Here is a 17,344-nt window from a genome sequence, read left to right on the forward strand (position 1 = left end):
AGGTGTTTCAGGTATGGGGGCACTATCAATGCGTCAACAGCCTCAATACGCAAAAGATTGCGGGGCGAAATCAAGCAATATTTTGACACCTATCCGACACCATATAGCGACAAGGCATATCGCCCCGCCTACCGAAGCCGCTTCGCAGCCCCCGGCCGCTCCATAGCTCCGGTCTATGCAGATGTCGGCAAGGTTTCGATTTTGCCGGGCGCTCGCGCCCCTCTATCCTCTATCCCCTGCATAACGAAGGAGGCCGGGATGGCGGGACGCTGGTTCGACGAATGGACGGTGGGGGACCGCCTGGCGCATGAGATCCGCCGAACCGTCACGGAAACAGACAATCTGCTGTTCTCGACGATGACGCACAACCCGCAGCCGCTCCACATCGATGCAGAGGCTGCGCGGCAGAGCGAGTTCGGGCAGATCCTCGTCAATGGCACCTTCACCTTCGCGCTGATGGTAGGGCTGTCGGTGGGCGACACCACGCTGGGCACGCTCGTCGCCAATCTGGGCTATGACAAGCTGGTGATGCCGAAGCCGGTCTTCATCGGCGACACGATGCGCGCCGAGACCGAGATTGTGGAGTTGCGCCCGTCACGGTCGCGGCCAGATGCCGGAATCGTGACCTTCCGCCACCGGCTGCTGAACCAGCGCGACGAGGTCGTCTGCGAATGCCTGAGGTCGGCACTGCTGCAACGCAAGCCTGCGGCTTAAAGCGCTCCCGCCCGCGCCAGCAGCGCCTCGGCCTGCTTCAGGTGCGGGCGATCGACCATCTTCCCCTCGAGCTTGAGCGCCCCCACGCCGGGGTTGGCGGCGAAGAGCGATATGATCGCACGGGCGTGCGCGATCTCGGCCTCGGTGGGGCTGAAGCCGCGATTGATCGTCTCGATTTGCGAGGGATGGATTGCCATCATGCCGGTGAAGCCGTCGCGCCGCCCGCGTGCGACATAAGCTGCCAGCCCCTCCGCGTCGGCGATGTTCGGGAACACCGTCTCGATCGCGGCCACCCCCGCTGCGTGGGCACCGAACAGGGTCAGCGCCCGAACCATCTCATAGGGGGCGGTGTAGCGCCCGTCCTCCTCGCGCGAGGTTGCCGCGCCGATCGCGGCGGGCAGATCCTCGGCGCCCCAGGTCAGGCCGACGAGGCGATCCGCCTGGGCCGCGTAGCTGCCGAGTGCGAAGATCGCCGCCGGAGTTTCGGTCGCGATCGGAAGGATCGGCGGGCAGTTCGCTCCTGCCCGTTCGAGGAGCCGCGCGACCGAGCCCGCCCCTTCGGCCTTGGGAAGCACGAGGCCGGCGGGCGCGGCCTCCGCCACGGCGCGCAGATCGGCGCCGACATGTTCGGAGTCGAGCGGGTTGATACGGACGAAACTGGGCACGGGAGGGGCCGCCGACAGCCACGCGGCGACGGCATTCCGGGCGGCCGCCTTGGATTCGGCCGCCACCGAATCTTCCAGATCGAGGATAAGCGCGTCGGCCCCACTGGCTGCAGCCTTGGGAAAACGCTCCGGCCGGTCGCCGGGCACGAAGAGGAGCGAGCGGAGTCTCATGGCTCCCGCATTGCCTTCGCGGCCAAGCGATGGCAATCGGCGAATCGGACTGGGGAGGCCGTGATCCGACGGGGCAGCCGCATGGCGTGCGGCGATCCGACAGCCTGGACTCCCGGCCGCCTCGCCGAAACGACCGCGATAGTCTAGCCGGGTTATCCGGGCCTGCAGGGAAAGACGCATGACTCAAGGCAAGCGCATGATCGACCGCGCATCGGCGGACGGAACGCTGGACGCCGCCGCGCCCTACAGGCGCAGCCGCTCGGCCCCGGTCGTCCTGCACCAGCGCGTGTGCGTCGACGACATCCGCGTCGAGGCGTTCATCGGCGTCCACAGCCACGAGAAGAACCGCCGCCAGTCGCTAATCGTCGCGGTCCAGCTCGACATATTGCCCCCCGAGGCGGACACGATCGACGATACGATCGACTACAACCGGATCGTCGAGGAATGTCGCCGCCTGGCCGACCGGAGCATCGGCCTGATCGAGAATTTCGCCCGCCAGCTGGGCGAGGCGCTGCTCGCGGATTCCCGCGTGATGCGCGCCGAGATATCGGTGGCGAAGCCTGGCGCTTTGCCCAATGGGGTCGCGCGCTCAACCATCGCGCTGGCGCGGGGCGCCTGAACCAACCCATGCCCTCCGTCCCCGCTCTGTCGGGCAGTTTCGCCGTTCTGGCCGCATCGGGCAGGGACCGGCTCTATGCACGGCCGGTCGCCACGATCGTCGCTTGGAACGGCGCCGAGGTGAGCCATGCGCTGACCCGGCTCGATCTGGCGCTGACGGAGGGGCTACATGCGGCCGGCTATCTCACCTTCGAGGCGGGCCTGGCGCTCGAACCCCGCCTGGCCACGCTCGCCCGGCCGCTGCCACCCGAACGCGGCCCCTTGCTATGGTTCGGCCTGTTCGAGGAATTCACCGACCTGCCCCACGACTGGACGGCGGGCAGCGCAGCGGAGGCCGCCGCCGGCCCTGCGGAGCCACTGATCGAGCGACAGGCTTATGCCGCCGCCTTTGCCGAGGTTCAGCGCCTCATCGCGGCGGGGGACGTCTACCAGATCAACCTGACCTTTCCCTGCCGGGTGCCCGTGAGCGGCGACCCCGTGGCGCTCTATGCGGCGCTGCGCGACCAGGCCCGCGCGCCGCATGGCGGCATCCTCCGGACCGCCGACCGGTCGATCCTGTCCTTCTCGCCGGAACTGTTTTTCCGCCGCGACGGGCAGGCGATCGAGTGCCGCCCGATGAAGGGGACGGCGACGCGGGGCGCGAGCGCGGAGAAGGATCGGCTCGCCGTCGCGGCGCTGTCGGACGATCCCAAGCAGCAGGCCGAGAATCTGATGATCGTCGATCTGCTGCGCAACGACATTGCCCGCATCTGCCTGCCGGGCAGCGTCTCGGTCCCGCGGCTGTTCGATGTGGAAACCTATCCGACCATCCACCAGATGACGTCGACGGTCACCGGCACATTGCGTCCTGAGATCGGCGCCGAGGCGCTGCTGCGCGCGCTGTTCCCCTGCGGATCGATCACAGGCGCGCCCAAGATCCGCGCGACCGAGGCGATCCTGGCGGTCGAACCCGAACCTCGCGGCATCTACACCGGTTCGATCGGATGGTTCGCACCGGATGGGTCGGCCGAGTTCAACGTCGCGATCCGCACCCTCGACTGGCCGACGGGCGCCGCCTTCGCCCGCTATGGCATCGGATCGGGCGTCGTCGCGGATTCGGGCGAGGCGAGCGAATGGCGCGAATGCCTGGCCAAGGCGGAGGTGCTGACCCGGCCGCGAACGGGCCTCAGGCTGAGGCAGCCCCCTCGAAGAAGTTGAGTTCGAGCAGCACGCCATTGGGGTCCTGGGTGAAGATCTGCTTCAGCCCGATCGAGTCCGCGCTGTTGGTCCGATAATCGGCGCCCATCGCATCGAGCCGCCCACGCACCTCCTCGAAACCCGAGCAATTGAGCGCGACATGATGGATCGATCCGGTCGGCCCCGCTTCGACGGGACGGTCATAGAATCGTGGGCAATCCATGCTGTTGAGGTGGAGGATCGGGCGCCCTCCGGCATCGTACATCCACTGCACATGGTCGGGCCGCAAAGGCGCCGGCCCATCGCGGCGTTCGAGCGACAGCAGTTCGGCATAGAAGCGCGCCGTGCCGTCGAGATCGGCGGTGACGATGTTGACATGGTCAAGTGCGTTGACCCGCATAGTGCATCCTCTTGCCTGTGCGCGGCGCTTGCGGTGGTTGAACTTTCTGGCCGCGATACGATCTTTGCGATCATGTTTGCTTGCCCCCGGCCATAGCCTTCGGCTTGGCCTTGCCCAACACCAAATCCCCCAAGGAATGACATATGGCCGATCAGGACCCCGCCAACAACTTCCCCGCAGGCTATGTCCCGCCCCGCGTCTGGACCTGGGAGAAGCCGAGCGGTGGCGCCTTCGCCAGCATCAACCGGCCCGTCTCGGGCGCCACGCACGACAAGGAACTGCCGGTCGGCAAGCACCCGCTGCAGCTCTACTCGCTTGGCACCCCCAACGGCCAGAAGGTCACGATCATGCTCGAGGAGTTGCTCGCGCTCGGCCATGAAGGCGCCGAATATGACGCCTGGCTGATCCCGATCCAGGAAGGCGCGCAGTTCGGCAGCGACTTCGTCTCGATCAACCCCAATTCGAAGATCCCCGCCATGGTCGACCGCTCGGTCGATCCGAAGGTGCGCCTGTTCGAGAGCGGCTCGATCCTCTTCTACCTCGCGGAGAAGTTCGGCGCCTTCCTGCCGACCGATCTCCACCGTCGTGCGGAGACGATGAACTGGCTGATGTGGCAGATGGGGTCGGCGCCCTATGTCGGCGGCGGGCTCGGCCATTTCTATGCCTATGCACCGATCAAGATCGAATATGCGATCGACCGCTTCGCCATGGAAACCAAGCGTCAGTTGCACGTGCTCGACACCCATCTGGAGCGCAACCGCTTCATGGCTGGCGACGACTACACGATCGCCGACATCGCGATCTTCCCCTGGTATGGCGGGATCATGCGCGATGCCTATGGCGCGCAGGAATTCCTGTCGGTCCACGAATATCCGAATCTGGACCGCTGGGTATCCGAAGTCTCCGAACGCCCCGCCGTCCAGCGCGGGCGTATCGTCAACCGCGCGGTCGGAAGCCCCGATATGCAGCTGCGCGAGCGGCACGATGCGAGCGACTTCGAGACCAACCGCCAGGACATGGTCGAGGCGCGCGGCGGCACCCGCATCTGACGATGTGGTCGCTGACGGCCCGGCGGTGAACGCCGGCCGTCAGCAGCAGCGCCCGCCGCCGCCCCGATAGCGGGCGTCCTGCCGGTTGCGGAAGAAGGCGGTGCGGTCCATCGGCGCCTGATCCGGGTGATTCTCGGCCATGTGGCGCAGATAGGCGCCATAATCGGGCAGACCGACCATCATCCGCGCAGTCCGCGCGATCAGCCCGAACAACTGGCCCATCAGACGGTCGCCTCCCCACCGATCTCATGGGCGCTCGGCCGATCCAGCCGGCGCGCAGCGAGACAGCTTCGCACCGCGAAGATGGCGATGGCCAGAACGACGACGAGGAACAGCGCGCAGAGCCCGGCATCGACCCGGTCGTTGAAGATGATCCGCGCCATCTGCTCGGCCGACTTGGCGGGGGCCAGCACCTCACCCCGCTCCGCCGCCTCGGAGAAGCGGGCGGCATGGGCGAGAAAGCCGACCTTCGGATCGCTCGAGAAGATCTTCAGCCAGCCCGCCGACGTCGTGCAGATCAGCAGCCAGGCGGTCGGGAGCAGCGTGACCCACGCATAACGATCCTGCTTCATCCGAAAGAGGACGACCGTCGCCAGCATCAGGGCGATGGCGGCGAGCATCTGGTTCGAAATGCCGAAGACCGGCCAGAGCGTGTTCACCCCGCCGAGCGGATCGGTGACGCCCTGGTGGAGGAAGAAGCCCCAGGCGCCGACGCACAGCGCCGTCGCGATGAGGCCGGGCACGACCGCGCTGCTGTCGCGGAAGGACGGGACCACCGTGCCGATAAGGTCCTGCAGCATGAAACGGCCCGCGCGGGTGCCGGCGTCGACCGCCGTCAGGATGAACAGCGCCTCGAACAATATCGCGAAATGATACCAGAAGGCCTTCATCGCGCTGCCGCCGATCACATGGCTGAAGATTTCCGCCATCGCGACCGCGAGCGTCGGCGCGCCGCCGGTGCGGGAGATGATCGTTGCCTCGCCGACGTCCTTCGCGGCCTGGGTCAGCACGTCCGGCGCGATCGGGAAGCCCATGGCGGTAACGGCGGCGGCCGCACTGGCCGGATCGCTGCCGAGCACCGCCGCCGGGCTGTTCATCGCGAAATAGATCCCCGGATCGAGAATCGACGCGCCGACGAGCGCCATGATCGCGACGAAGGCCTCCATCAGCATCGCGCCATAGCCGATGACCGGCGCATGATCCTCGCTGGCAATCAGCTTGGGCGTGGTGCCGCTCGAGATCAGCGCGTGGAAACCTGATACGGCACCGCAGGCAATGGTGATGAACAGGAAGGGGAAGAGCCCGCCCGACCAGACCGGCCCGCCCCCGCCGATGAACTGTGTCAGCGGCGGCATGCGCAGCGGCGGGGCCATGATGACGATGCCGATCGCCAGTGCCGCGATGGCGCCGATCTTGAGGAAGGTCGACAGATAGTCGCGCGGCGCCAGCAGCAGCCACACCGGCAGGATCGCCGCGACGCCGCCATAGCCGATCAATATCCAGCAGAGCTGGAGCGGCGTGAAGGTGAAGGCCGGTCCCCAGACCGGTGACTGCGCGACCGATTGCCCGAAGATGATCGCGGCGATCAGGCCGACGAGGCCGAACAGCGATACCTCACCGATCCGGCCGGGGCGGATCCAGCGGGTGTACACGCCCATCATCAGGGCGAGCGGGACCGTGGCGGCGACGGTGAAGCTGCCCCACGGGCTCTCGGCGAGCGCCTTCACGACGATCAGCGCGAGCACGGCGAGGATGATCACCATGATCATGAAGGCACCGATCAGCGCGATCGTGCCCGCGGCCATGCCCATCTCCATGCGTACCAGCTCGCCGAGCGAGCGGCCGTCGCGGCGCATCGAGATGAACAGGATCATGAAGTCCTGCACGGCCCCCGCCAGCACGACGCCCGCTAAAATCCAGAGCGTGCCGGGCAGATAGCCCATCTGCGCTGCGAGCACCGGCCCCACCAGCGGCCCGGCCCCGGCGATCGCCGCGAAGTGGTGGCCGAACAGCACGCTCCGCTCGGTCGGGACATAGTCGAGCCCATCACCCCGGCGGACCGCCGGTGTCGGCCGCGCGCCATCGAGCCGCATCACGGTGCGCGCGATGAACAGCGCATAATAGCGATAACCGATCAGGAAGACGCTGATCGCCGCGGTGACGACCCATAGCGCATTGATCATCTCGCCCCGGCTCGTCGCGACGACCGCCAGCGCGAAGGCGCCAATCGCGGCCAGCAGGGCCCAGGGAGCATGTTTCCGGATCAAATGTCTCTCCTCCTGCGGACCGGTGGATGGCGGCGGGGCATCGCCCAGCCTTTAGAGCGACCGTAGCCGAGGGCAAGCGATCCGGCCCTTCGACCTCGCGATACCCATTCGTGCTGCGCAACATTTCGCGCCGACATCTTCGGTAACGGATCAGACAAAGCCAGCCATATCGTGCGGGAGAGCCATCCGTCAGACCGATATCGAGAGGTTCATATCTCGAAAATAAGTAAGAAATTTCAGTATTTTGAATCCTTCAGCCTGCAAACCAAACAGCACATCAGGAAAAAATCATTCATGCATGTTTTTTGCCCTTTTCAAAAATGAACATCTATGTTCCTTTATGAGGGCGATCGGATGGATCGCGAGGAGGGGCAGCCGATTCGCTCGCAAGCAGCGGACGGTCCCGAAGGGACGGAGAGAGAGCCATGAAAGGACTGCTCCGGGGTGCGACGCGCGCCCTGGGAACGGCGACTATCGCCTTCTTGACATCGACGAGCACCGTGGCGCTGGCGCAGACCGCGCCCGAACCGGAACGGCAGGGCCAGGCGGCCGGCCTGGAAGACATCGTCGTCACCGCCCGCCGCGTTCGCGAATCCCTGCAGGACACGCCGGTCGCCGTTACCGCCTTTTCCTCGGCAGCCATCGAGCGCAAATTCGCGACCGACATTCGCGCGCTGGCCGGTGATGTGCCCAACGTCGTCATCACCAACGTACCAGGCTTCAACGCTGCATCGATCGGCATTCGCGGCCAGTCGACCGGCGACATCATCCTGACCTTCGAGCCGGCGGTCGGCGTCGTCGTCGACGATTTCGTCCTCGCCCACGTCCAGACCCAGCTGTTCGACCTGTTCGACATCGACCGGATCGAAGTGCTGCGCGGTCCGCAGGGAACGCTGTTCGGCAAGAACACCGTCGGCGGCGTCGTCAACGTCATCACCAAGCGCCCCGAGAAGACCTTCGGCGCCGAAATGCGCCTCGGCTATTCGAGCTTCAACACCAAGGACGTGAAGGCGGCGATCAACCTGCCTTTGGCCGACAATCTGTTCTTCCGCGTTGCCGGCTCCTTCCAGGAAAGCGACGGCTATTACCGCCTGACCAAGACCAACAATGTCGACTTCATCCCGATGGACGTGCCCGCGCGCGGTCAGCGCTGGGGCGGCACGCGCTATTTCAGCGGCCGCGCCAAGCTGCTGTGGGAGCCGGGTCCCGACACCAACGTCCTCTTCACCTACGAGATGCTGCGCGACCGCGGCGATTCCCCGCCCAGCGTCAACGAGTCCCCCGCCGGCTTCCTGTTCGATGTCCTTGGCTTCCCGGGCATCCAGACCACCGGCGCGAGCCCGTTCGACACCGGCACGACGCTGTGCCGCGGCAATGCCAATGCGCCGACCTGCCCCGGCACGCTCAACGGCCACCGCATCAATGTCGATGGCGGCTATGTGCGGGTCGAGCACAATATGCAGGACATCGGCTCGCTGACCGTCGTCGGCGGCTATCGCAAGGTGAAGTCGAGCCTGCCGTCCGACTATACCGGTGAAAGCGCCTATCTGTTCGTATCGACCCGCGACGACACCCGCGACCAGTACAGCCTCGAAGCGCGCTTCTCGTCCGACTTCTCCGACAAGCTGAAGTTCACGGTCGGGTCGATGTACTGGGGCCAGAAGCTGGACGCCAATGCGACCTCCTTCCTCGGCTTCCTGCGCTTCCTCGGCGATCCGACCGCGCTGACCGACCCCAATCTCTCGACCGCCAACTACAAGGTCGACAGCTATGCGGCGTTCGGCGAGGCGGAATATAAGGTCAGCGATCCTTTCTCGGTTTTCCTGGGCGGACGCTACACCAAGGAAAAGAAGACCTTCTCGGTCCGTCCGCAGGTGCGCCGCTCGCGGGTTCAAGCCGGATTCTGGCCCGAATATTCGGACAAGGCCAGCTTCTCCAAGCCGACCTTCCGGGCCGGCTACCGCTGGGAAATCACCGACGGGGTGAACAATTATTTCACCTACAGCCAGGGCTACAAGTCGGGCGGTTACAACGAACAGGCGATGTCGGCGACGTCGGCCCTGCCGTTCCGCGAGGAGACCGCCGACAGCTTCGAGTTCGGCCTGAAAACCGAGACCGCCGATCGCCGGCTGCGCTTCAACGTCGCCGCCTTCTACGTGAAATATGACGACCTGCAGCGCGACGCAGTGGTGCCGTTCATCGACCCGATCACGGGCCTGCCCGGACAGGAGACCCGGACCACCAACGCCGGCAAGGCCGAGGTCTACGGCCTCGAGCTGGAAGCCAGCGCGGTGCCGGTCGACGGCCTGACGCTGGGGGCCTCGCTCGGTTACCAGAAGGCGAAATATCTGGAGTTCTTCACCGACGTCGACGGCAACGGGACGAACGACGACGCGTCGAACCTGAAGCTGCGCAACGTCCCCAAATGGACCGCCAACGCGTCGGCCAACTATGCCTTCCCGCCGACCGACTGGGGACAGGTCAGCCTGAACGCCGACGTCAACTATCAGGCGGAATATGAATCGGTCACGCTGAACGCGCCCTTCACCCAGGGTGAGGCCCGCACTCTGGTAGGCGCCAGCATCCAGTGGGCCGATCCCACGGAACGCTATCGGGTGTCGGTCTTCACCCGCAACCTTCTGGACGAGACCTATCGGGTTTCGGCCAACTCGGTGGCCGGCCTCTTCAACTTCACCAACTATGCTCCGCCCCGTTCGTTCGGGATCGAGCTTGGCGTGAAGCTCTGAGGCCGCCTGGTGGTCCGGCTCGTTCCTCCGAAGCCGTCTTCCCAAACCTCGCGGCCAAAGTGGCGGCGAGCCGGACCATCATCCCTGCACGGCGCGTCGCTGCAACCTGTGGCGATTGCCCGTGCCCTTTGGCACCAGATCGAAGGCGAAGCTGATGCGCGGCTCGTCCCCGCCGAACGGCAGGGTGCAATGCCAGAGATAGGACGGAAACAGGATCATGCGACCGGCGCGCGGCTCGCGCAGGTGCAGCGTTCCGCCACCGCCCAGCACCTCAGGCAGCGCACCAATCGCGAACCAGCCCTCTGTACCGCCGTCGGCCGGTGGCCGGAACGCCGGGTAGTAGACGCCAGACAACCAGTTGGGCGCGTGGATATGCGCCCCGACTTCGCCGCCGGGTGCCAGGATCGTTCCCCACAAGGTCAGCGACCAGTCGTCGGGTCGAGCCCGGAGCCAGGGGTGGTCGTCGCCCCGCTGAGCCTCATGCGAGTTCCCCAGCGCCTTGCGCGCCAGCTCCGCCAGCGCTGCAATCGCCGGGCTTTCATCAGCGGCCAGTTCGTCGCTTTGCCGGCCCGCACGGGTCACCAGACCCTCGGGCTCGAAGGTGAGCGACGGATGGACCTCCAGCTCGGCGAGCAGCGCCGCATCGAAAGCGGCCATGGTCTCGAAACCGTCGACCCGATCGATATCGATCACGGTAACGAAGCGATCGAGCGCCATCAGCTCCGCCAGCGCGTCCTCCTGCCCCAGACGCTCCAGCGCGGCGCAACGCAGCGCCAGCGGCGTGGTGATGCTCGGCGATGCCACCATCAGCGCGTCGCAGACAGACAGCGCCTCGCGAGGCTCGCCGGCGCGCAGCAGCGCCATCGCCAGATTGATCCCCAGCGCATGGTTCGGTCCGCGCTCGAGCGCCTTCCGATACAGAGCGATCGCCCCTGCGAGATCGCCGCGCGCATCCAACATCGCGGCCAGCTGATTGGACGCACGCGGATGGCCGGGCATCGCCGCCAGCAGCGCCTTTGCCAGTTGCTCGGCTTCGGCACCTTCGCCCTGCGCAACCAGCGCATCGACCAGATTGAGCGCGGCCTCGGCATAGCTCGGCCGCAACGCCAGCGCGCGGCGATAGGCTTCTACCGCCTCGCCCCGCTTTCCGACGTTCACCAGCGCGACGCCCAGATTGTTCCAGGCCTCGACATGATCGGGCTTGACCGCAACGGCCCGCCGAAGCGGCGCCAACGCTTCCTCCGGACGATCGGCAGCGATCAGGCAGGAGCCGAGATTGGCAAGCGCCACCGGCGCATCGGGACGCAGGTCGAGCGAGTGACGCAGCGTCGTGACGGCCTCATCGAGACGCCCCGCCTGCTTGAGCGCCACCGCCAGATTCACCAGTCGCGCCGGATCGGTGGGATCGGCCTCTCGCGCAGCAGCGAAATGCGCCAGCGCGGCCTCGATATCCCCTCTTCGCTGCGCAGCAATTCCCGCCACCGTCAGCACGTCGGCATCACCGGGAGCGTCGCGCAGCAGGCGATCGACGAGGGGAGCAGCGGCCTTCGGGTCAGGCCCCTGCGCCAGCTTCGCCGCCTGCTGCAGCCATTCCATATTCACCAAGGGAGACTCTCCGAATGATCGGTGTCGTCATGATCGTCAGGACCAAGGCCGGACGGGCCGAGGAGTTCGCACGTCTCGTCGCCAAGCTCCAGAGGGATGTGCGCGCGAACGAACCCGAGGCGCTGATCTGGCAGGTGATGCGCGCGCAGGACGACGCCAACCTCTTCTACTTCACCGAGCTGTTCGCGACTGCCGAAGCGCAGGCCGCCCATGCCGACATGCCTTACCATGTCGCGATGTCGGCGGCCGGCTGGGACTGCGTCGACGGCCAGCCCGAAATCCGCCTGTGCACCCCGATTACCGAAAAAGACATCGAAGGAGAGACTATATGATCGGATCGCTCGAAGGACGCGTCGCCCTCGTCACCGGCTGCACCGGCGGCATCGGCAGCGTGATTTCCTCCGCGCTCGCCGAAGCCGGCGCTACCGTCGTCGGCGCCGACATGGTCGATGACGGCAGCGCCTTCACCAAGGCGGTGCCCAATGGTCGCTATCTGAAGCTCGACGTCACCGACGAGGGCGACTGGCAGAAGGTCGTGTCGGATGTCGAGACGACCGACGGGCGTCTCGACATCCTCGTCCATGTCGCGGGCATCGCGGTGGTCGAGCGCCTCGCCAACACCACGCTGGAACAGTGGCGCAAGCAGATGGCGGTCAATGTCGACGGCCCCTTCCTCGGCACCAAGGTCGCCGCCGACCTGATGGCACGCACGGGCGCGCAAACACCGCATGGCAGTTCGATCATCATCATCTCGTCGGTCGCCGGCCTGATCGGCTCGGCACTCCACACCGGCTATTGCGCGTCCAAGGGCGCGGTGCGGCTGTTCTCCAAGGCCTGCGCGATGGAATTCTCCGCGCTCGGGCAGAAGATCCGGATCAACACCGTCCACCCCTCGGGCGTGAAGACCGGCATGGTCGACCACATCATGCAGCGCTTCGTCGACGAGGGATTCTTCCCGTCGGTGCAGGCCGCACTCGACGGCATGGCGCCGGCCCATCCGATCGGCCGCATGGCCGACCCGATCGACATCGCGAAAGCGGTGCGCTTTCTGGCATCGGACGAGGCCGGCTACATGCAGGGATCCGAACTGGTCGTCGACGGCGGATATACCGCGCAATGAGCCGCTTCGCCGGCAAGGTGGCACTGGTCACGGGGGGCACCTCAGGCATCGGCGAGGCGGTCAGCGCACAGCTGACGCGCGAGGGCGCCAAGGTGCTGGTGCTGTCCAACGTGCCGCAGGCGGAGATCGACGCGGCGGCGCGCAGCGGCCTGATCGCAGCGGGCCGGCATGTCGACATCGCCGATGCAAGCGCCGTCGCCCGCGCGGTCGAGGAACTGACCGCCGAGGCGGGCAGCGTCGACATCCTGGTCAACAACGCCGCGATCTGGGCGCCCAATCCGGTCCCCGAAAGCCCGCTGTCGCTGTTCGACCGGCATATCGACGTCAACCTGAAGGGCAGCTTCTACGTCACCCATGCGGTGCTGCCTGCGATGCTGGCCAAGCGCGCCGGGTCGGTGATCTTCGTCGGCTCGGTCTCGGGCATCGCCGGACGCGCGGGCGACAGCGCCTATTCGGCGTCGAAGGCCGGCGTCGCGATGCTCGCCCGCACGCTGGCGGCCGAACTGGGATCGCAGGGCATCCGCATCAACTGCGTCTGCCCGGGGTCGGTGGCGACCCCGCTGACCGCCGGCCTGCGCACCCCCGAAGGCGAAAAGGCCATCGCCGCGCTGATGGAGGACCACCCCTCCCCGCGCGGCGTCTTCTTCATGGACCCCGCCCAGATGGCGGAGGTCATCTGCTTCCTCGCCGATCCGCGATCGAGCGCCATCCACGGCGCGGTGATCATCGCCGACGAGGGCCTGACCGCAACGATGTAACCGAAGGGACGAGGACAATGACCATCGAACATGATCCGGGAAAGCTCGGCGACCTGATCGTCAACATCGCCGATGCCAAGCCGCACCAGCTCGGCTCCGGCACCACCATCCGCCTGCTCCGCTACAGCGAGGAGACCGGCGACTGGGTGCTGTGGGTGCAGATGGAGCCGGGCGCCACCTTCGCCCCGCACTGGCATCTCGGGCATGGCCAATATTTCGTGACCAAGGGCGAGCTGATCTACGACGTCGGCTCCGCGCCCGCCGGCACCTATGGCTATGAGCCGATCGGGTCGCGCCACGCCGAAGCGCATTGCGTCGAGCCGACCGAATATCTGTTCCTCGGCCATGGCGCGGTCGCCTATACCGACGACGCGGGCGAGGTCCGGTTCATCATGAACCACGAATTCCTCCGCGACCTGCACCAGGGCAAGGACCAGCCGGACATTTCCGGCGACGCCGTTCCGGCACAGCACGAGGCCGCCTGACATGGCCAATCCCCGCGCAGAGCGGCTTCGGTCGATGCTGGCGGCCGAGGGGCTGGATGCGGTCGTGCTGACCCATCCGCACGACGTGCGCTACGCCACCGGCTATCACTCGATCCTCGAACGCTGGACGCAGATGGAGCCCTTTGCCGGCGCCATCGTCTTCGCCGATCCGGCCAGGCCGGTCACCCTCGTCATCCCCGAGGCCAATGTCGGCATCGTCGCGGTGCTCAACCGCGCCCGTGCGGACGCCTGCACCTTTGACGAGATCCGCACCTTCGACATGCTGAACTTCTGCGAGGTCAGCCGCTATGTCGATCCCGACCGCAAGGGCAGCCGCCTCGCCGAGGATGCGATGTCGGTCGCAGGCGCGATCCGGGGCGAGTGCCAGCCCGACATCGCGGCGGCGATCACCCGCGCGCTGGACCATCACGGCATGGCGGGCAAGCGCATCGGCTTCGACGAGCACCGCGTGTCCGCCGCCGTCGCACGGCAGGTGCCGCACACGCATGTCGACGCACTCGACTTCATGATGCGCGTGCGCGTGGTGAAGACGCAGGAGGAACTGGCCCGCTATCGCAAAGTCGGCACGATGGCCGACCGGGTGATCGCGCACGCCGGGTCGCTGCTGCACGAAGGCGCCGACTGGAACGACGTCCAGGCCGGCATCTGCGACTTCATGGTGCGCAACGGCGTGATCCCGGTCGACGAGGGCGCGATGCTGTTCGGCGGCGCCTATGACCAGGACGAGTTCATCCCCGACCTGTTCCGCACCTCGGGCGGCCGCTCCCTGCGGCGTGGCGACATCGTCATTCTAGAGACGCAGGGCGTGCTCGACGGCTTCTGGATCGACATCAACCGGACGGCGGTGATCGGGAAGCCCTCGGACGAGTATCAGCGGCTGCACGACATATTGCGCGATGCCTTCCTGATGATGGCCGACCGGCTGCGTCCGGGCGTCTCGACCAACAGCCTGCCGGCTATCGGCTATGAGCATCTCAAGGCCAAGGGCGTCGCCGCGCCCGAGAAACTGCTCGTCGTCGCGCATGGCATCGGCCTGATGCCGCTCGAAATCCCGCTCGCCTATCCGGCGGCCGGCCTCGCCGGCGTCAAGCAGGGCTTCGTCATGGAGGAGGACATGCTGATCAGCCTCGACAGCCTGTTCTTCGGCGCGAAGCTCGGCCCCTGCCACATGGAGAATGTCTACGCGATCACCGCCTCCGGGGCGGAGCCGATGTACGCGGCCCCGCTCGAACTGATCGTCGCCGACGCGCCCGCGCGCGTCGCCGAACCCGCCTGAAAGGAACGTCATGACCGACGGACAGAATGACCGCAGCCTCGAGAAATATCGCCGGATGCAGCGCATCCGCCAGTTCGAGGATCTTGCCGAGGCGATCCACGCGCAGGGCGAGATCCCCGGTGCACTTCACACCTATGCCGGGCAGGAAGCCTCCGGCGTCGGCGCCTGCATGGCGCTGAACACCGAAGACTATATGGTCGGCACTCATCGCAGCCACGGCCACCCGATCGCCAAGGGCGCCAAGCTGCGGCCGCTGATGGCCGAACTGCTCGGCAAGGCGACCGGCATCTGCAAGGGCAAGGGCGGGTCGATGCACCTGTCGGACTTCTCGGTCGGGAGCCTCGGCGAGACCAGCATCGTCGGCTCGGGCGTGCCCGTCGCCGCGGGCGCGGCGCTCGGCTCGAAGATGCAGGGCAATGGCCGCGTCGCGCTGTGCTTCTTCGGCGACGGTGCCACCAACGAAGGCGCCTTCCACGAGGGGCTGAACATCGCCGCGATCTGGAAGCTGCCCGCGATCTTCGTCTGCGAGAATAACGGCTATGCCGTGTCGACCCCGGCGAGCGTCGCGGTGCCGGTCAAGGACATCGCCGAGCGCGCCAAGGCCTATGGCATGCCCTCGATCATCGTCGACGGACAGGATGTCGATGCGGTCGAGGCCGCCGTCGCCGAGGCCGTCGAACGCGCCCGGACGGGCGGCGGGCCGACCTTCGTCGAGACCAAGACCTATCGCTATGCCGACCATGCGGTGAACATGGGCCGCATCCTGCTCGATCGCGGCGCCGAGGTCGACGAATGGCGCGAGCGCGATCCGCTCAAGCTCTACCGCGCCAAGCTGATCGCCGCCGGCACCGCCGCCGACCTGCTCGACCGGATCGAGAAGGAGGTCGCCGACGAGGTCGCCGACGCGCTGCAGTTCGCGCGCGACAGCGCCTATCCCACGCAGGAGGAAGCCTTTGACGACGTCTTCGTCGATCGCCTCCCCATCCCCGATTTCATCAAGGCCTGAGGAGAGGATCATCATGGCAAAAGTGACGTTCCTGGAGGCCATCCGCCAGGCCCAGATGGAAGAGATGACCCGCGACGAGCGCGTCTTCATCATGGGCGAGGACATCATCTGCAACGTGTTCGGCACGACCACCGGCTTCGTCGACGCCTTCGGCACCGAGCGAGTCCGCGACACCCCGATTTCGGAGAACGGCTTCATCGGCGCCGCCGCCGGCGCGTCGATGGTGGGGATGCGGCCGATCGTCGACGCGACGATCTCGTCCTTCCTCTATCCTGCGATGGACCAGATCATGAGCATCATCGCCAAGTCGCGCTACATCTATGGCGGACAGGCCCGGCTCCCGCTCGTGATCCGCAGCTGCCTCTTCTACGGCAACTCCAATGCTGCGCAGCATTCGGACCGCAACTATTCGATGTTCATGAACGTGCCGGGGCTGAAGATCATGGTCCCGTCGACCGCCTATGACATGAAGGGGATGCTCAAGGCGGCGGTGCGCGACGACGATCCCGTGCTGTGCTTCGAGGATTCGACCTGCTGGACGTCGAAGTCCGACATGCCCGACGATCCCGACTTCCTGATCCCGCTGGGCAAGGGCGACATCAAGCGCGAAGGCACCGACCTGTCGATCATCGCGATCGGCGGCGGCGTCCCGCTCGCGCTCAAGGCCGCCGCGACGCTGGCGAAGGAAGGCATCTCGGCCGAGGTCGTCGACCCGCGCAGCCTGGTCCCGCTCGACAAGGAGATCATCCTGCGCTCGGTCCGCAAGACCGGCCGCGCGATCACGGTCGACCCCGCGCACCAGAGCTGCAGCGCGGGCAGCGAGATCGCAGCCCTGATCGCCGAACATGCGTTCGACTCCCTGCGCGGGCCGGTGCTGCGCATCGCGACGGCGGAGACGCATGTCCCCTTCTCGCCCCCAATCGAGAAGGCGCTCTACCCGAGTGCCGAGCGCATCATCGCCGCCGCGCGTCGCCTGGTCGGCGCGCGCGAAGCCGTCGACGCCTGAGGAGAGCACAGCATGGCAAATATGAAGGTGCTGCTGCCGCAGTTCGGCATGGGCATGCAGGATGCGGAGATCGTCCGCTGGATGAAGGCGGTCGGCGACAGCGTCGAAGCCGGCGAACCGCTGGTCGAGATAGAGGCCGCCAAGACCACGGTCGAGGTGCCCTCGCCGGGCAGCGGGACGCTGAGCGAGATATTGGTGGAGGAAGGCGAGTCGGTCACCGTCCGCACCCATATCGCGACGATTACGGTCTGACATGGCAC

18 protein-coding genes are annotated in these 17,344 nt (G+C 66.5%); 13 read left to right on the top strand and 5 right to left on the bottom strand.

The genetic code is table 11. The features are described 5' to 3' along the window. Positions 1-258 precede the first annotated feature (258 nt). Positions 259-714 (top strand): MaoC family dehydratase, encoded by a 456-nt coding sequence (locus tag G6P88_RS10320; protein WP_165323077.1) that lies wholly within the window; start codon positions 259-261, stop codon positions 712-714. Here G6P88_RS10320 and G6P88_RS10325 read toward each other — a convergent pair. After that, positions 711-1,550: an HpcH/HpaI aldolase/citrate lyase family protein gene (locus tag G6P88_RS10325; protein ID WP_165323078.1), complete on the bottom strand. Its 840-nt coding sequence runs from the start codon at positions 1,548-1,550 to the stop codon at positions 711-713. The two genes, G6P88_RS10320 and G6P88_RS10325, sit on opposite strands and share 4 nt — an antisense overlap. Before the next feature lie 178 nt (positions 1,551-1,728). Here G6P88_RS10325 and G6P88_RS10330 point away from each other — a divergent pair, with 178 nt between their 5' ends. Both G6P88_RS10330 and pabB read left to right on the top strand, forming a co-directional pair. After that, a complete protein-coding gene (locus G6P88_RS10330) occupies positions 1,729-2,169 on the top strand; it encodes a dihydroneopterin aldolase (RefSeq protein ID WP_226946517.1) in 441 nt (146 codons plus the stop codon). Between the two features lie 8 nt (positions 2,170-2,177). Further along, a complete protein-coding gene (pabB, locus tag G6P88_RS10335; protein WP_165323079.1) occupies positions 2,178-3,365 on the top strand; it encodes an aminodeoxychorismate synthase component I in 1,188 nt (395 codons plus the stop codon). Here pabB and G6P88_RS10340 read toward each other — a convergent pair. After that, positions 3,334-3,744, bottom strand: a complete 411-nt coding sequence (locus tag G6P88_RS10340) for a VOC family protein (RefSeq protein ID WP_165323080.1) — start codon at positions 3,742-3,744, stop codon at positions 3,334-3,336. The genes pabB and G6P88_RS10340 overlap by 32 nt on opposite strands. 143 nt (positions 3,745-3,887) lie before the next feature. Between G6P88_RS10340 and yghU the strand changes: the two genes are divergently transcribed. Continuing rightward, entirely contained in the window at positions 3,888-4,793 is a 906-nt protein-coding gene (yghU, locus tag G6P88_RS10345; protein ID WP_165323081.1) for a glutathione-dependent disulfide-bond oxidoreductase, read from the top strand. A 39-nt stretch (positions 4,794-4,832) separates the two neighbouring features. On the opposite strand, the gene G6P88_RS10350 is transcribed toward yghU, so the two are convergent. Together G6P88_RS10350 and G6P88_RS10355 are read right to left on the bottom strand one after the other, a co-directional pair. After that, complete coding sequence (locus tag G6P88_RS10350) at positions 4,833-5,015, bottom strand: YbdD/YjiX family protein (protein WP_165323082.1); 183 nt, start codon at positions 5,013-5,015, stop codon at positions 4,833-4,835. Beyond that, positions 5,015-7,057, bottom strand: coding sequence for a carbon starvation CstA family protein (locus G6P88_RS10355; protein ID WP_165325114.1), 2,043 nt, complete (start codon positions 7,055-7,057; stop codon positions 5,015-5,017). Before G6P88_RS10355 ends, G6P88_RS10350 begins: the two co-directional genes overlap by 1 nt. 428 nt (positions 7,058-7,485) lie before the next feature. Here G6P88_RS10355 and G6P88_RS10360 point away from each other — a divergent pair, with 428 nt between their 5' ends. Then, positions 7,486-9,807, top strand: a complete 2,322-nt coding sequence (locus G6P88_RS10360) for a TonB-dependent receptor (RefSeq protein ID WP_165323083.1) — start codon at positions 7,486-7,488, stop codon at positions 9,805-9,807. Between the two features lie 78 nt (positions 9,808-9,885). Here the strand turns inward: G6P88_RS10360 and G6P88_RS10365 are convergent, their stop codons facing one another. Then, a complete protein-coding gene (locus G6P88_RS10365) occupies positions 9,886-11,403 on the bottom strand; it encodes a tetratricopeptide repeat protein (protein WP_226946831.1) in 1,518 nt (505 codons plus the stop codon). 23 nt (positions 11,404-11,426) lie between these two features. Between G6P88_RS10365 and G6P88_RS10370 the strand changes: the two genes are divergently transcribed. Genes G6P88_RS10370 through G6P88_RS10405 form a run of 8 tightly spaced genes read left to right on the top strand, consistent with a single transcriptional unit; the run spans position 11,427 to position 17,336 of the window. After that, positions 11,427-11,744 (top strand): putative quinol monooxygenase, encoded by a 318-nt coding sequence (locus G6P88_RS10370; RefSeq protein WP_165323084.1) that lies wholly within the window; start codon positions 11,427-11,429, stop codon positions 11,742-11,744. After that, positions 11,741-12,532: an SDR family oxidoreductase gene (locus tag G6P88_RS10375; protein WP_165323085.1), complete on the top strand. Its 792-nt coding sequence runs from the start codon at positions 11,741-11,743 to the stop codon at positions 12,530-12,532. The genes G6P88_RS10370 and G6P88_RS10375 overlap by 4 nt, the downstream gene beginning before the upstream one ends. After that, positions 12,529-13,290, top strand: coding sequence for an SDR family NAD(P)-dependent oxidoreductase (locus G6P88_RS10380; protein ID WP_165323086.1), 762 nt, complete (start codon positions 12,529-12,531; stop codon positions 13,288-13,290). Before G6P88_RS10375 ends, G6P88_RS10380 begins: the two co-directional genes overlap by 4 nt. 17 nt (positions 13,291-13,307) lie before the next feature. Beyond that, positions 13,308-13,775: a cupin domain-containing protein gene (locus G6P88_RS10385; protein WP_165323087.1), complete on the top strand. Its 468-nt coding sequence runs from the start codon at positions 13,308-13,310 to the stop codon at positions 13,773-13,775. Position 13,776: 1 nt separating this feature from the next. Continuing rightward, on the top strand, positions 13,777-15,072 hold the full coding sequence (locus tag G6P88_RS10390) for a M24 family metallopeptidase (protein ID WP_165323088.1): 1,296 nt from the start codon (positions 13,777-13,779) through the stop codon (positions 15,070-15,072). Positions 15,073-15,082: 10 nt separating this feature from the next. Next, on the top strand, positions 15,083-16,078 hold the full coding sequence (locus G6P88_RS10395) for a thiamine pyrophosphate-dependent dehydrogenase E1 component subunit alpha (RefSeq protein ID WP_165323089.1): 996 nt from the start codon (positions 15,083-15,085) through the stop codon (positions 16,076-16,078). 13 nt (positions 16,079-16,091) lie between these two features. Continuing rightward, positions 16,092-17,084, top strand: coding sequence for an alpha-ketoacid dehydrogenase subunit beta (locus G6P88_RS10400; protein WP_165323090.1), 993 nt, complete (start codon positions 16,092-16,094; stop codon positions 17,082-17,084). A 12-nt stretch (positions 17,085-17,096) separates the two neighbouring features. Continuing rightward, positions 17,097-17,336 carry a biotin/lipoyl-containing protein gene (locus G6P88_RS10405; protein WP_165323091.1) on the top strand — a complete coding sequence of 80 codons (240 nt, stop codon included), beginning with the start codon at positions 17,097-17,099 and terminating at the stop codon, positions 17,334-17,336. The last annotated feature ends 8 nt before the right edge of the window (positions 17,337-17,344 follow it).

The organism is Rhizorhabdus phycosphaerae, from assembly GCF_011044255.1.
Taxonomy (GTDB): Bacteria; Pseudomonadota; Alphaproteobacteria; order Sphingomonadales; family Sphingomonadaceae; genus Rhizorhabdus; species Rhizorhabdus phycosphaerae.